The organism is Streptomyces sp. NPDC001832 (assembly GCF_040297265.1).
Classification (GTDB): Bacteria; Actinomycetota; Actinomycetes; order Streptomycetales; family Streptomycetaceae; genus Streptomyces.
The window spans coordinates 30,958-44,996 of sequence record NZ_JBEOYU010000004.1; the positions used below are offsets into that span (position 1 = coordinate 30,958).

The 14,039-nt window shown below is 69.0% G+C and carries 12 protein-coding genes; 9 read left to right on the forward strand and 3 right to left on the reverse strand.

The annotated features are described in order from the left end of the window. The first annotated feature begins 249 nt into the window (after positions 1-249). The 5 genes from ABT115_RS04890 (at position 250) to ABT115_RS04910 (ending at position 6,067) form a co-directional block, all read left to right on the forward strand. The gene (locus tag ABT115_RS04890) at positions 250-1,890 is read left to right on the forward strand and encodes a peptide ABC transporter substrate-binding protein (RefSeq protein ID WP_351784116.1); all 1,641 of its coding nucleotides are present in this window, start codon (positions 250-252) and stop codon (positions 1,888-1,890) included. A gap of 133 nt (positions 1,891-2,023) precedes the next feature. After that, positions 2,024-2,947: an ABC transporter permease gene (locus tag ABT115_RS04895; protein ID WP_351784118.1), complete on the forward strand. Its 924-nt coding sequence runs from the start codon at positions 2,024-2,026 to the stop codon at positions 2,945-2,947. Then, positions 2,940-3,914, forward strand: coding sequence for an ABC transporter permease (locus tag ABT115_RS04900; protein ID WP_351784120.1), 975 nt, complete (start codon positions 2,940-2,942; stop codon positions 3,912-3,914). The genes ABT115_RS04895 and ABT115_RS04900 overlap by 8 nt, the downstream gene beginning before the upstream one ends. Positions 3,915-3,927: 13 nt before the next feature. After that, on the forward strand, positions 3,928-4,905 hold the full coding sequence (locus ABT115_RS04905) for an ABC transporter ATP-binding protein (RefSeq protein WP_351784122.1): 978 nt from the start codon (positions 3,928-3,930) through the stop codon (positions 4,903-4,905). Beyond that, entirely contained in the window at positions 4,895-6,067 is a 1,173-nt protein-coding gene (locus ABT115_RS04910; RefSeq protein WP_351784124.1) for an ABC transporter ATP-binding protein, read from the forward strand. The genes ABT115_RS04905 and ABT115_RS04910 overlap by 11 nt, the downstream gene beginning before the upstream one ends. Before the next feature lie 81 nt (positions 6,068-6,148). Here ABT115_RS04910 and ABT115_RS04915 read toward each other — a convergent pair whose 3' ends face one another. Beyond that, the gene (locus tag ABT115_RS04915) at positions 6,149-8,281 is read right to left on the reverse strand and encodes a prolyl oligopeptidase family serine peptidase (RefSeq protein ID WP_351784126.1); all 2,133 of its coding nucleotides are present in this window, start codon (positions 8,279-8,281) and stop codon (positions 6,149-6,151) included. 165 nt (positions 8,282-8,446) lie between these two features. Here ABT115_RS04915 and ABT115_RS04920 point away from each other — a divergent pair, with 165 nt between their 5' ends. From ABT115_RS04920 to ABT115_RS04935, 4 genes are all read left to right on the forward strand, one after another. Next, positions 8,447-8,641 (forward strand): hypothetical protein, encoded by a 195-nt coding sequence (locus tag ABT115_RS04920; protein ID WP_093896879.1) that lies wholly within the window; start codon positions 8,447-8,449, stop codon positions 8,639-8,641. A 71-nt stretch (positions 8,642-8,712) separates the two neighbouring features. After that, positions 8,713-9,612 (forward strand): N-acetyl-1-D-myo-inositol-2-amino-2-deoxy-alpha-D-glucopyranoside deacetylase, encoded by a 900-nt coding sequence (mshB, locus tag ABT115_RS04925; RefSeq protein ID WP_351784128.1) that lies wholly within the window; start codon positions 8,713-8,715, stop codon positions 9,610-9,612. Next, on the forward strand, positions 9,609-10,052 hold the full coding sequence (locus tag ABT115_RS04930; protein ID WP_351784130.1) for a DUF6113 family protein: 444 nt from the start codon (positions 9,609-9,611) through the stop codon (positions 10,050-10,052). Before mshB ends, ABT115_RS04930 begins: the two co-directional genes overlap by 4 nt. 177 nt (positions 10,053-10,229) lie before the next feature. Further along, positions 10,230-12,302, forward strand: a complete 2,073-nt coding sequence (locus ABT115_RS04935) for a peptidoglycan binding domain-containing protein (protein ID WP_502969028.1) — start codon at positions 10,230-10,232, stop codon at positions 12,300-12,302. A gap of 95 nt (positions 12,303-12,397) precedes the next feature. On the opposite strand, the gene ABT115_RS04940 is transcribed toward ABT115_RS04935, so the two are convergent. After that, complete coding sequence (locus tag ABT115_RS04940) at positions 12,398-13,153, reverse strand: class F sortase (RefSeq protein ID WP_351784134.1); 756 nt, start codon at positions 13,151-13,153, stop codon at positions 12,398-12,400. Positions 13,154-13,307: 154 nt separating this feature from the next. After that, the coding region (locus tag ABT115_RS04945) for a hypothetical protein (RefSeq protein ID WP_351784136.1) at positions 13,308-14,039 on the reverse strand (732 nt) is incomplete at its 5' end.

The window sequence follows — 14,039 nt, forward strand, 5'->3', positions numbered from 1 at the left end:
GCTCTTTAGGTTCTTGACCGGAACTTGACAAAGTGCAGATGTCCTACAGGTGGACGGTTGTTTTGTTCACCGGGGCAATCGGGGTGACTCGGGCGGAGGTGTCCGATCGCAGGTGTGTCCCTTTCGTTATGCGGGGCACTCGAACGGCTCGGTGACACATGCACACGTACGGCCGTAGATAGTGTGTATTGGTGTAGTTATGGGGTGATATGGGCTCTACATGCGATGAAGACCTAGAGGAGGCACTCCATGCGCGGAGCCACACAAGCCAAGTGGGCCGCATGTGCGGTGGCCGTCGCCCTGGCGGCGACGGCATGCGGCGGCGGGGGCAGCAGCGGTGGTGGTGGCGGCGGTGGTGGTGCCGACGGAATCGTGAGCTCTTCCTGGGGTGACCCGCAGAACCCGCTGGAGCCCGCGAACACCAACGAGGTCCAGGGCGGCAAGGTCCTCGACATGATCTTCCGGGGGCTCAAGAGGTACGACCCGAAGACCGGCGCGGCCACCAACATGCTCGCCGAGAAGATCGAATCCAAGGACAACCAGCACTTCACGATCACCGTGAAGAACGGCTGGACCTTCAGCAACGGCGAGAAGATCAGCGCAAAGTCCTTCGTGGACGCCTGGAACTACGGGGCCCTGCTGAAGAACAATCAGAAGAACGCCTACTTCTTCGGTTACATCGACGGATACGACAAGGTCCACCCCGAATCGGGCAGCGCCGCCGCGAACACGCTCTCCGGCCTCAAGCTCGTCAACGACAGGACCTTCACGGTCAAGCTGTCGCAGAAGTTCTCCCTGTGGCCCGACACCCTCGGCTATCCCGCCTTCGCCCCGCTGCCCAAGGCCTTCTTCACCGACCATGCAGGCTGGCTGTCCAAGCCGATCGGCAACGGCCCGTACACCATCGACACGTACACCAAAGGCGCGTCGATGAACCTGCGCAAGTGGGACAAGTACCCCGGGGACGACAAGGCGCAGAACGGCGGCATCGACCTCCAGGTCTACACCGACAACAACACTGCCTACACCGACCTGACGGCCGGCAACCTCGACCTCGTCGACGATGTGCCCGCCTCGCAGCTGAAGAACGTCGAGGCGGATCTCGGCGGCCGGTACATCAACACCCCGGCCGGCATCATCCAGACCCTCGCCTTCCCCTTCTACGAGAAGAAGTGGGACACGCCCGGCGCCATCAAGGTCCGTCAGGGCCTGTCGATGGCGATCAACCGTGAGCAGATCACCAGTCAGATCTTCCGGAAGACCCGCACCCCCGCCTCCGACTGGACCTCCCCGGTCCTCGGAGTGAAGGGCGGCTTCAAGAAGGGACTGTGCGGCGCGCCCTGCGAGTACAACGCGGCGAACGCCAAGAAGCTGATCCAGGAGGGCGGCGGCATTCCCGGCGGTCAGCTCAAGATCTCGTACAACGCGGACACCGGCTCGCACAAGGAGTGGGTCGACGCCGTCTGCAACAGCATCAACAAGGCGATGGGCAACAACACGGCGTGCGTCGGCGCCCCCGTCGGCACCTTCGCCGACTTCCGCAGCCAGGTCTCCCAGCAGAAGCTGACCGGCGCCTGGCGGGCCGGCTGGCAGATGGACTACCCGCTGATCCAGAACTTCCTGCAGCCGGTGTACTACACCGACGCCTCGTCCAACGACGGCAAGTGGAGCAACAAGCAGTTCGACGGCCTCGTCGACAAGGCCAACGCCGAGTCCGACAAGGCCAAAGCCGTCGCGACTTTCCAGGACGCGGAGAGGGTCCTGGTCGCGCAGATGCCCGTCATTCCGCTCTGGTACCAGAACGGCAGCGCCGGCTACTCAAAGCGGATCACCCATGTGTCGCTGAACCAGTTCAGCGTCCCGGTGTACGAGCAGATCAAGGTCAAGTGACCCGTTGAGGCCGGGTGGCCGGTGCGTTTCAGGCACCGGCCGCCCGGCTTCCGCATCCCGTCGACGCGTCACTCCCCAGCGCCGTCACTCCCCAGCCCCGCGCCTTCGACCCTCGCGACCCCCGGAGCCCTTCATGGGACGTTATGTGATGCGGCGGCTGCTGCAGATGATCCCGGTCTTCTTCGGCACCACGCTGCTGATCTTCCTCATGGTTAACGTGATGGGTGACCCCATCGCGGGCCTCTGCGGTGAACGCCAGTGCGATCCGGCGACCGCCGCCCGACTCCGCTCGGAATTCGGCCTCGACAAGCCGGTCTGGCAGCAATACCTCACCTACATGGGCAATGTCTTCACCGGCGACTTCGGCACCGCGTTCAACGGGCAGAAGGTCACCGAGCTGATGGCCACCGCCTTCCCCGTCACGATCCGGCTCACCGTCGTCGCGATCGTCTTCGAGATCGTCATCGGCATCAGCCTCGGTGTCGTCACCGGTCTGCGCCGCGGCCGCCCCGTCGACACCACCGTGCTCATCCTGACGCTGATCGTCATCTCCATCCCGACCTTCGTCACCGGCCTGCTGCTGCAGCTCCTCCTCGGAGTGGAGTGGGGCGTCGTCAAACCCTCCGTATCGCCCGAGGCGCCCTTCAACGAACTCCTCATCCCCGGGCTCGTCCTCGCCTCCGTCTCCCTGGCCTACGTCACCCGCCTCACCCGTACCTCGATCGCCGAGAACGTCCGCGCCGACTACGTCCGTACCGCCGTCGCCAAGGGCCTGCCGAGGCGACGCGTCGTCATCCGGCACCTGCTGCGCAACTCGTTGATCCCGGTCGTCACCTTCATCGGTACGGATGTGGGTGCCCTGATGGGCGGCGCCATCGTCACGGAGCGGATCTTCAACATCCATGGCGTCGGTTACCAGCTCTACCAGGGCATCCTGCGCCAGAACTCCCAGACCGTCGTCGGGTTCGTCACCATTCTGGTCCTCGTCTTCCTGGCGGCGAACCTGCTCGTCGATCTGCTGTACGCCGTACTCGACCCGAGGATCCGCTATGCCTGAGCAGACACCGGACGAGGCGATCTCACCAGCCGGAGCGGGAGGCGTGATGGACCTCGCTCTGGAGCGGGGCGCCACCCTCGAGAAGACACCGGGCGGCCCCGAAGGCACCGGCCCCGCCGAGAAACCGCGCAGCCTGTGGTCCGACGCCTGGCGGGATCTGCGCCGCAACCCGGTCTTCATCGTCTCCTCCCTGGTCATCCTCTTCCTGGTGATCATCTCGATCTGGCCGTCGCTGATCGCGGACCAGGACCCTCTCGACTGCAACCTGGGCAAGGCTCAGGAGGGCTCGCAGCCCGGTCACCCCTTCGGCTTCGACGGACAGGGCTGCGACGTCTACACCCGTACCGTCTACGGGGCCAGGAACTCGGTGACCGTCGGCGTCAGCGCCACCCTGGGCGTCACCCTGCTCGGCGGCTTCCTCGGCGGCCTGGCCGGATTCTTCGGCGGCTGGTGGGACTCGGTCCTCTCCCGCATCACCGATGTCTTCTTCGGAATCCCGGTAGTCCTCGGCGGCCTGGTATTCCTCTCCGTGGTCGTCAGCTCCACCGTCTGGCCGGTGATCGGCTTCATCGTGCTGCTTGGCTGGCCGCAGATCACCCGTATCGCCCGGGGCTCCGTGATCACCGCCAAACAGAACGACTATGTGCAGGCGGCACGGGCGCTCGGCGCCTCCAACTCACGGATGCTGCTGCGCCACGTCACCCCGAACGCCGTCGCGCCGGTGATCGTCGTAGCGACCATCGCGCTCGGTACGTACATCTCGCTGGAGGCGACCCTCTCCTTCCTCGGCGTCGGCCTGAAACCACCGGCCGTCTCCTGGGGCATCGACATCTCCGCCGCGTCCCAGTACGTCCGCAACGCCCCGCACATGCTGCTCTGGCCCGCCGGAGCGCTGGCGGTCACCGTGCTCGCGTTCATCATGCTCGGCGACGCGGTGCGCGACGCCCTCGACCCCAAGCTGCGCTGAGGAGCCCGGTGCCATGTTGCTCGAAGTGCGCGGCCTGTACGTGGAGTTCCACACCCGCGACGGGGTGGCCAAGGCCGTCAACGGGGTCGACTACTCGGTGGCCGAAGGCGAGACGCTCGCCGTCCTCGGCGAGTCCGGCTCCGGTAAGTCGGTCACCGCACAGGCGGTCATGGGCATTCTCGACATGCCTCCCGGAAAGATCAGCGGCGGCGAGATCCTCTTCAAGGACCGCGATCTGCTGAAGATGAAGAAGGACGAGCGCAGGAAGATCCGCGGCCAGGAGATGGCCATGATCTTTCAGGACGCGCTCTCCTCCCTCAACCCCGTGCTCAGTGTGGGGGAGCAGCTCGGCGAGATGTTCGTCGTACACCGCGGTATGTCCCACAAGGATGCCAGGCTCAAGGCCGTCGAGCTGATGGACCGGGTCCGTATCCCGGCCGCCAAGGAACGCGTCGGGAACTACCCGCACCAGTTCTCCGGCGGCATGCGCCAGCGCATCATGATCGCCATGGCGATGGCGCTGGAACCCTCGCTGATCATCGCGGACGAACCCACCACCGCGCTCGATGTGACCGTCCAGGCCCAGGTGATGGACCTGCTTGCCGAGCTCCAGCGCGAGCTGAACATGGGCCTGATCCTGATCACCCACGACCTCGGTGTCGTCGCGGACGTCGCCGACAAGATCGCCGTGATGTACGCGGGCCGGATCGTCGAGTCGGCCCCCGTCCACGAGATCTACCGGGCACCCGCCCACCCGTACACCAAGGGTCTGCTCCGGTCGATCCCGCGCCTGGACCAGAAGGGACAGGAGCTGTACGCGATCAAGGGCCTGCCGCCCAACCTGATGCGCATCCCGCCCGGCTGCGCCTTCCACCCGCGCTGCCCGCTGGCCCAGGAGATCTGCCGGGGCGAGGTACCGCCTCTCTTCGAGGTGGCCGAGCACCGTGAGAGCGCCTGCTACTTCTGGAAGGAGACGCTCGATGCACACTGAACCGGGGAGCACCCGCACGGGCGGCGAACCCATTCTGGAGGTCCGCGATCTGGTCAAGCACTACCCGCTGACCCAGGGCATCCTGATCAAGAAGCAGATCGGCGCCGTCAAGGCGGTCGACGGGGTCTCCTTCGACCTGGCGGCGGGCGAGACACTCGGCATCGTGGGGGAGTCGGGCTGCGGCAAGTCGACCCTGGCCAAGATGTTGGTGCATCTGGAACAGCCGACCGCCGGCTCGATCAGGTACAAGGGCGACGACATCACCAAGATGTCCGGGCGCGCCCTGAAGGCCGTGCGCCGCAACATCCAGATGGTGTTCCAGGACCCGTACACCTCCCTCAACCCCCGGATGACGGTCGGCGACATCATCGGGGAGCCGTACGAGATCCACCCCGAGGTGGCCCCGAAGGGCGAGAGGCGCAGAAGGGTCCAGGATCTGCTGGACGTCGTCGGGCTCAACCCGGAGTACATCAACCGCTATCCGCACCAGTTCTCCGGCGGCCAGCGCCAGCGCATCGGCATCGCCCGTGGTCTTGCCCTGAACCCCGAGATCATCGTCGCCGACGAGCCCGTCTCCGCCCTCGACGTCTCCGTGCAGGCGCAGGTCGTCAATCTGCTGGACCGGCTCCAGACGGAGTTCGGGCTGAGCTATGTCTTCATCGCGCACGACCTGTCGATCGTCCGGCACATCTCCGACCGGGTGGGCGTGATGTATCTGGGCCGGATCGTCGAGATCGGCACCGAAGAGCAGATCTACGACCACCCCACGCATCCGTACACCCAGGCACTGCTCTCCGCCGTCCCGGTGCCGGACCCGATGGCCCGCGAGCACCGGGAGCGGATCATCCTGCACGGCGATGTCCCCTCGCCCGCCCACCCGCCCTCCGGCTGCCGCTTCCGCACCCGCTGCTGGAAGGCGCAGGAGCGGTGCGCACTGGAAGTGCCGCTGCTGGCGGTCCCTGCGGCCTTCCGGCACATGGACACGCCGGCCGGACATGATTCGGCCTGCCACTTCGCGGAGGAGAAGCAGGTGGTGCCGCCGGAGGAGCTGACGCAGACGCCGGGGGAGACGGTGGTGGGGGAAGCCGGGGCCGAGGAGAAGGCGGACGAGCCGGGTGAAGAGGACGGGCCGTCGCCTTCCGGTAGCAGTCGGGCCGGCTGACCGTAAACACGTCAAGGGGGGCGGCGTCGCGGGGCCGGGCATACGGGCATGGCCGGAATCGATCGCCGCCCCCCGGTCAGGTCACCCGCGCAGCCCCAACGACCGCTTCAGAAATTCCACTTGGAGCAGCAGCAGATTCTCCGCCACCTGCTCCTGCGGTGTCATGTGCGTCACCCCGCTGAGCGGCAGCACCTCGTGCGGGCGCCCCGCCGAGAGCAGCGCCGACGACAGCCTGAGCGAGTGCGCGACCACCACATTGTCGTCCGCCAGACCATGGACGATCATCATCGGCCGGACCTGGTCCGCGGCCTCGGAGAGCCCCTCGTCCGTCAGCACCGAGTTGTGCGCGTAGACCTCCGGCTGCTTCGCCGGGTCGCCGAGATAGCGCTCGGTGTAGTGGGTGTCGTACAGCCGCTGGTCGGTCACCGGCGCGCCCACCACCGCCGCGTGGAAGACATCCGGCCGCCGCAGCACGGCCAGGGCCGCCAGGTAGCCGCCGAACGACCAGCCCCGGATCGCCACCTTGCCGAGGTTCAGCGGGAATTGTCCGGCGAGCGCGTGCAGCGCCTCGACCTGGTCGTCCACGGTGAGGGCGAGGTTGTTCTTGACAGCCTTCTCCCAGCCCGGTGAACGCCCCGGTGTGCCCCGGCCGTCGGCGACGACCACCGCGAAGCCCTGGTCGGCGAACCACTGCGAGGTCAGATGCGGATTGTGGGCGGCGAGCACCCGTCGGCCGTGCGGGCCGCCGTACGGATCCATGAGTACCGGAAGCGGGCCGTCCGACTCTTTGTACCCGTCGGGGAGCAGCACGGCGCACGGAATTCGCCGTGCGCCCCCCTCGGTGAGGCGCACCCGCGCCGACAGAACCGGTTCCTCCGCATGACTTGCGACGGTGGCGATCCGCTTGCCGTCCCGGAGCACATCGGCACGGGCCCCGGGCCGCGCCGGCGACTGGGAGACCAGCACCGTCACGCCGCCCGCGCGGACGGCCGAATGCACCCCCGCCCCATCGGAGACCCGCTCGACGCCCAGCTCATTGACCCGGTACACATGGCTCTCGCCGATCTCCGCTTCCGCGGCCTCCTCGCCCGCCGACGCCGAGATCAGGACATCCGACTCCCCGATGTCCAGGACCGCCTGGAGCTGCAACTGCGCCCCGGTCAGCAGCCGGTCGCCGACCGCCAGCACCCGCGCCCCACCCTCGTCCGCGATTCGCACGAGCCGCCCGTCCGGCGCCCAGGCGGGCACACCGGGGAAGATTTCCAGCCAGACCGGGTCCTCGTCGACATGCACCGTCCGTGTCGTACCCGTCTCCGTGTCCACCGCGAGATAGAGCTGGCTCTGCTGGTCACGGGCCTGGACGAGCAGCAGCGGAGCCCCGGCCGACGACCAGTGCACCTGCGCCAGGTACGGGTGGCGCGCCCGGTCCCAGACCACTTCGGTACGGGTGCCGTCCAGGCCCACCACGAAGAGCCGCACCTCGGCGTTGGGTGTCCCCGCCGCCGGGTAGGCGACCTCGGCGGGCCTGCGGTCCGGGTGCGCGGGATCCGCGATCCACCACCGCTTTACGGGGCTGTCGTCGACCCGGGCGACCAGCAGCCGGTCCGACTCCGGCGACCACCAGAAGCCCCGGGAGCGCTGCATCTCCTCGGCGGCGATGAACTCCGCGAGGCCGTAGGAGATGTTCGCGTCTTCCGGCTCCGTGAGCGCCCGGTCCCCGTCGCCCTCGGCGCCCACGACGCGCAGCGCGCCCTTCGACACATACGCGATGTGGCGCCCGTCCGGCGACGGCCTCGGGTCGATCACCGGGCCCGGCACCGGCAGCGCACGCGCCGTACCCGCCCGCAACTCCGCGACGTACACCTTCCCGGAGAGTGCGAAAGCGGCCAACTCGGCTGCCGCGTCGACCGCGTAGCCGACGATCCCCGATGAACCCTCACGGCTGCGCTCGCGCCGGGCCCGCTCCTGGGCCGACAGCCGCTCCGCCGAACCACCGAGCAGCGTCTCGGGGTCGGCGACGACGCGCTCCTTCGGTGTGCCGCCCGCCGGCAGATCCAGCACCCACAGCCGCCCCGACCGGTCGGTGCCCGAGCCCGACCGAAGGAAGATCACCCGCTCCCCGTCGGGTGAAACCGTGAACGCGCGGGGAGCGCCGAGAGTGAACCGCATCGTCCTGGCGTGCTGACGGGGAAATGAAATCTTCTGCGAAGTCATGAGCCGAACCTAGTCCCCGACCGCCTGGTCGTGCGCCCCTCGTGCTGCTGTGCCCCGATCAATGCGGTGCGACGGATAGTTATGATCCGTAGCGCTTGGTGGGTATGAACCTGCTGGCTCCATGTGTGCTGCCCGTCCCGACCGTACTGATGGAGGTGAACCGCCGTGGCACTCTCGATTTCGGCGGTGGTGCTGCTGGCGATCGTCGTCTTCCTGCTGATCCGGAAATCCGGACTGAAGGGCGGACATGCGGTGGTCTGCGCGCTGCTCGGTTTCTATCTCGCCAGCTCGTCCATTGCGCCCAGCATCTCGAACCTGACGACGAACGTGGCAGGCATGATCGGAAGCCTCAAGTTCTGAGACCCGGCTCGTCGCCGGCCGGTGCGCGGGCCCGGCGCCCTTTGCGGCGCTGGGCTCGTAGGGTGGTCCCCATGAAGGACCATCCCGCCCGGCGTCTGCTCCTCGTGCACGCGCACCCCGACGACGAGTCGATCAACAACGGCGCCACCATGGCCAGGTACGCGGCCGAGGGTGCCCAGGTCACCCTGGTGACCTGCACACTCGGCGAGGAAGGCGAGGTCATACCGCCCGCGCTCGCCCATCTCGCGGCAGACCGGGACGACAGCCTGGGCCCCTTCCGGCAGGGTGAACTCGCCGCGGCGATGAAGGAGCTCGGGGTCACCGACCACCGGCTCCTCGGCGGCCCCGGCCGCTTCCGCGACTCCGGAATGATGGGCGCCGAGCAGAACCACCGACCCGGAGCCTTCTGGGACGCGGACGTGGACGACGCGGCCGGATACCTCGTGGAGGTGATCCGCTCGGTGCGCCCGCAGGTGCTCGTCACCTACGACCCCGACGGTGGCTACGGGCACCCCGACCACATCCAGGCGCACCGCGTCACGATGCGCGCCGCGGAGCTCGCCGCCGATCCCGCTTACCGCACCGGTTCGGGCGCGGTGCACACCGTCGCCAAGATCTACTGGAACCGGATGCCGCGTTCGGTTGCCGAAGAGGGCTTCGCGCGCCTGCGGGACACGGCGCCGGACGCCTTCCCGGGGATCGCCACCATCGGCGACGTGCCGGGCGTGGTCGACGACACGAGGATCACCGCGCAGATCGACGGCTCCGCCCATGCGGCGGCCAAGAGTGCGGCAATGCGGGCCCATGCCACGCAGATCGCAGTGGACGGCTCCTTCTTCGCCCTCTCCAACGACCTCGGCCAGCCCGTCTTCACCACCGAGTACTACGAGTTGGTACACGGAGCCTCCGGAGCCCCTCAAGGGGCGCGCGAAGACGACCTGTTCGCCGGTGTACAGGGGGTGGAACGATGAGCGGCGAGAAGCGCACGCCGCGCACCGGCCCACCCTCCAGGGACGTTCGGGGCACCGGTCTCGCCGCACCCCTCAACCCTGCGCGGATCGCTGCCTATGTGGGTTTCGCCGTTCTCGGCGCGCTCGTCGGGATCGCCGGGGCGTTCGTCCAAGCCGCCTGGTTCCCCGCCGGGTTGCTGCTCGCGCTGGCCGCCTGCGCCGGACTGTTCTACGGCGGGCGATGCGTCTTCGGCACCCAGCTCGGCACCCTGGCACCCGCGGCGGGCTGGCTGATTTCGGTCATTGTTCTGCTCGGCGGTCGACCGGAGGGCGATTATGTCTTCGGCGATGAATTGGGCCTCACTCTCTTCCTGCTGGGCGGGATGGCGATGGCTGTGATCTGTGCCACCATGTCGCGGTCGCCCCAACCGGGCGCAGGCAGCGGCCGACCTGGCAAGTAATGTGCCACGTCCGATCCCGTAATGCCCCTTGTCCGTCCGGTGGTCACACAGTCGTTTCCCCCGGTCGCGGGGGTGCCTGCCGACGGCGGCCAGTAAAGTGGTGCGCGCGCCGAGCCGTTCCCTTGGCCTGCGGCATGGGGGAAGTACGGGCGGCGGAGCCAATCGGGAGAACCTGCTTTGAGTCGTGAAACTGACAGTTCGTCCTCCGGGCCCCAGGGGCGCGGAGGAGCCGCGTACCCCTCGGGGACGCCGCCGTACGGATCCCGCCAGTATCCGTCGCTGCACCCTTCGCAGGACGCCCCGGAGGGGGCCCCGGAACCTGCGGACCCGCCTCAGGCCGACGAGCCGAGGACCGAGACGACGCTGACAACGCGCATCCGGATCAACATTCCGGGTTCGCGCCCCATCCCGCCGGTTGTCATGCGTAAGCCCATGAGCGACGCCGACACCTCCGATGCCGAGCGCACTGCCAGCATCCCGCGCCCCGGCTCGCCCGCGCCGGGCGATACGTCGGCTGCGTCCGATGCCGCGCCGGGCGCCGAGGCGAGAGCCGGTGCCGCGCCTGCGGAACCTGCTGCCGAGAAGCCGGTCAGGGAGAAGAGCGGTAGCGACTGGTTCGCCCCGCGCAAGGCCCCCACGAACACCTCGGTCGTCGGCGGCAGCGCGAAGGGTGGCGCCGACAGCCGCAAGGGCGAGGCGCCCACCCCGCCCCGCGCCGACCTGCCGTACTTCTCGGACGGCCCGCAGCGCACGGGCGACCAGGACGCACCCCGCCCTCGCAGCGCCCTCGACGAGTTCGACCACGGCGGCCCCGCGGGCCCCGCAGCCGGCCCGCGCCCCACGCCGAACCTCGGGGTGCGTACGCCGGGCCCCTCCGGACCCACCACGGGCCCGGCCACCGGCACCTCGTCCCTCACCCCGAACGTCGACGGACCGGGCGGCGCGGGCCCCGGCGGTCCGCGAGGCTCCGGTGGTCCCGCGGGCTCGCAGGGTTCCGGCGCCCCCGGTGGCGTCCCTGCGCGGATGTCCGACGACACGGCGGTGCTGACGCCCCAGTTCGCGGCCCCGGCCTCCACCGTGCCCGGCGGCAATGTCTCCGGTGACACGCTCACCAGCGGCATTCCCGTCGTTCCATCGGAGACCCGCTCGCCGTTCCCGAGCTCCGGCGGCGGGCGTCCCGACCTGACGCCCCGTTCCCCGGACGACGCGATGGGCACCGGACCGGCAGGACCTGGTGGCCCCTTCGCCCCGTCACCCACCCCCGCCGCCCGGCCCACCCCCGCGTCCGAGCCTGCGAAGAAGAAGGGCCGCTCCAAGCTGGCCCTCCTCTGCGCCGGTGTCTTCGGTCTGCTTGGTGTCGCCTACGGCGCCGGACTGCTGATGAACCACTCCGAGGTCCCCAAGGGCACCACCGTCCTCGGCGTCGACATCGGCGGCGGCACGAAGGAGGAGGGCGTCGCGAAGATGGACGCCGCCCTCGGCAAGCGCGCCGAGGCACCCCTCCAGCTGTCCGTGGACGGCAAGAAGGCCGAACTCGCACCGGACAAGGCCGGGCTCAGCCTGGACAGCCAGGAGACCGTGCGCGCCGCCGCGGGCAGCGACTACAACCCGGTCTCCGTCATCGGCTCCCTCTTCGGCCGCGAGCGCCCGGTCGACCCGGTGATTCCGGTCGACGAGGAGAAGCTCGGTGTCGCGCTGACGGACCTGGCCGGCGTCTCCGGCTCGGCCAACGAGGGCACGATCAGGTTCGAGCCGGGCAAGGCCGTCGCCGTACCCGGCAAGTCGGGCAAGGCACTGGACGTCGACCAGTCGATGATCTCGGTGCGCGACGCGTACCGGGCCCAGGTGCAGACCGGCCGGACGGCCAGCGTCGAACTGCCCGTCACCACCCGTGAGCCCACCATCGACCAGGCCGAACTGGACCGGGCGATGAAGGAGTTCGCGGAACCCGCGATGTCCGGTCTGGTCACCATCAAGGCCGGTCCCAAGCAGATCCAGTTCGGCCCGACGAAGTCGCTGCCGCAGATCCTCACGATGGTGCCGGTCGATGGCAGGCTCGTCGAGCACTACGACAAGCAGGCCATCGACACCCTCTGCGACGGGGTCTTCGACGGCATCATGATCACCAAGGGCGACGGCAAGAAGCACCAGGTCAGTGCGGACGACGTGGCGCACGCCATGCAGACCGCGCTGCGCGGCAAGACCCCTGCCGAGCGGACCGTCACGATCAGCCTGGACGGCAACGGTTAGCTGCCCCACCGCGGCGAACGGCACCGCACGCCCGCCCCCGTCCGGACCCCCGGCCGGGGGCGGTGGCGCGTGCGGCGTCGGCCGCCGGACGGCGGTCAGCCTTTCTTGGAGGATTCGAGGTGGGCGAAGGCCACCACGTTGTCCTCGTAGTGCTTGGCGGTCCTGTTGTACGGGCCTCCGCAGGTGATCAGGCGCAATTGCGCGGACGAGGTGTCTGAGTAGACGCGCTTGTCCGGGAACTTCGCCTTGCTGAACGTCTCGACGGAGTCGACCTCGAACGTGGCGACCGAGCCGTCGGCGCGGGTGATGTCGACCGTGGCACCCGGCTTGAGGAACTGGAGCTGCAGGAACACGGCCGGACCGGTCTTCGTGTCGACATGGCCCGCCACGATCGCGGTACCGCGCTCGCCGGGGGTGACACCGTCCTTGTACCAGCCCACGAGGTTGCTGTCGTTCGGGGGCGGCGCGTCCAGGTGGCCCGCGGCGCCGATAGAAAGACCGGTGAACGGTGCCTTGATGGCGAGGGACGGAATCTGCAGCCGCGTCGGGACGGAACGCAACATCGCCGGGCCGACGGCGGGCTTCGACGGGGTGACGGGACGGGGCGCGGCATGGGAGCCGAGGACCTCGGGCACGACGGGCACGGCGGGCACGGCGGGTGCGACGGGTGCGACGGCGGCGGGTGGGGCCGGTGGGGCCGGTGGCTTGTCGTCGACCGGGGTGCCGAAGGAGTCGTAGATCAGGAGCATGCCGACCACGGCTGCCACCGCGGGCCACGTCAAGGCGCGGCCTAGTGTGGTTCCGGGGGTGGTCCGGGATGGGATGGAGCCGGGCGACTGCGGGGCGGCCATGGGAACGTGCCTTTCGGTTGTGCGGTGTTGGAGTGGAGCGAGGGAGGGGCGCGGGGGAGGGGGCACAGCGGTGTGTAGACGAAGCCGTCGCGGCCGCCGCCCCGAGGGACGACGGCCGCGACAAACGAAACGACCGGTCAGTCGTTGGGCTTGGCTAGACGATTGCGCCCCCCGACGACTGGCGGCGGCGCAGCTTGTACGCACCGACGCCGATGCCACCGAGCAGCAGCGCCGAGCCGACGGCCAGGTTGCTGTCGGTCATCGCCATCCCGCCGCCACCGGCGTTTACGCCGCCGCTGGGCTTGTTCTCGTTGCTGCCGCTGCCGCCTTCGTCGTTGCTGCCGCCTTCGTTGCCGCCGCGGCTGCCTTCGTCGCCGCCGCTACCGCCCTCGTTGCTGCTGCTGCCCTCGTCGCCGCCACGGCCGCCTTCGTTGCTGCTGCCGCCTTCGTCGCCGCTGCTGCCCTCGTTGCTGCCACGGCCGCCCTCGTCGCTGCTGCCGCCCTCGTCGCTGCCACGGCTGCCCTCGTCGGCGGTGATGACCCGGGCCATGAAGCCACCACCGGCGTTTACGCCGCCGCTGGGCTTGCTCTCGTTGCTGCCGCTGTCGTTGTTGCTGCCGCCTTCGCCGCGGCTGCCTTCGTTGCTGCCGCCTTGGCCGCGGCTGCCTTCGTTGCTGCCGCTGTCGTTGTTGCTGCCGCCTTCGCCGCGGCTGCCTTCGTTGCTGCCGCTGTCGTTGTTGCTGCCGCCTTGGCCGCGGCTGCCTTCGTTGCTGCCGCTGTCGTTGTTGCTGCCGCCTTCGTCGCTGCTGCCTTCGTCGCTGGCGCGACCGCCTTCGTCGCTGCTGCCTTCGTCGCTGGCGCGACCGCCTTCGTCGCTGCCGCCTTC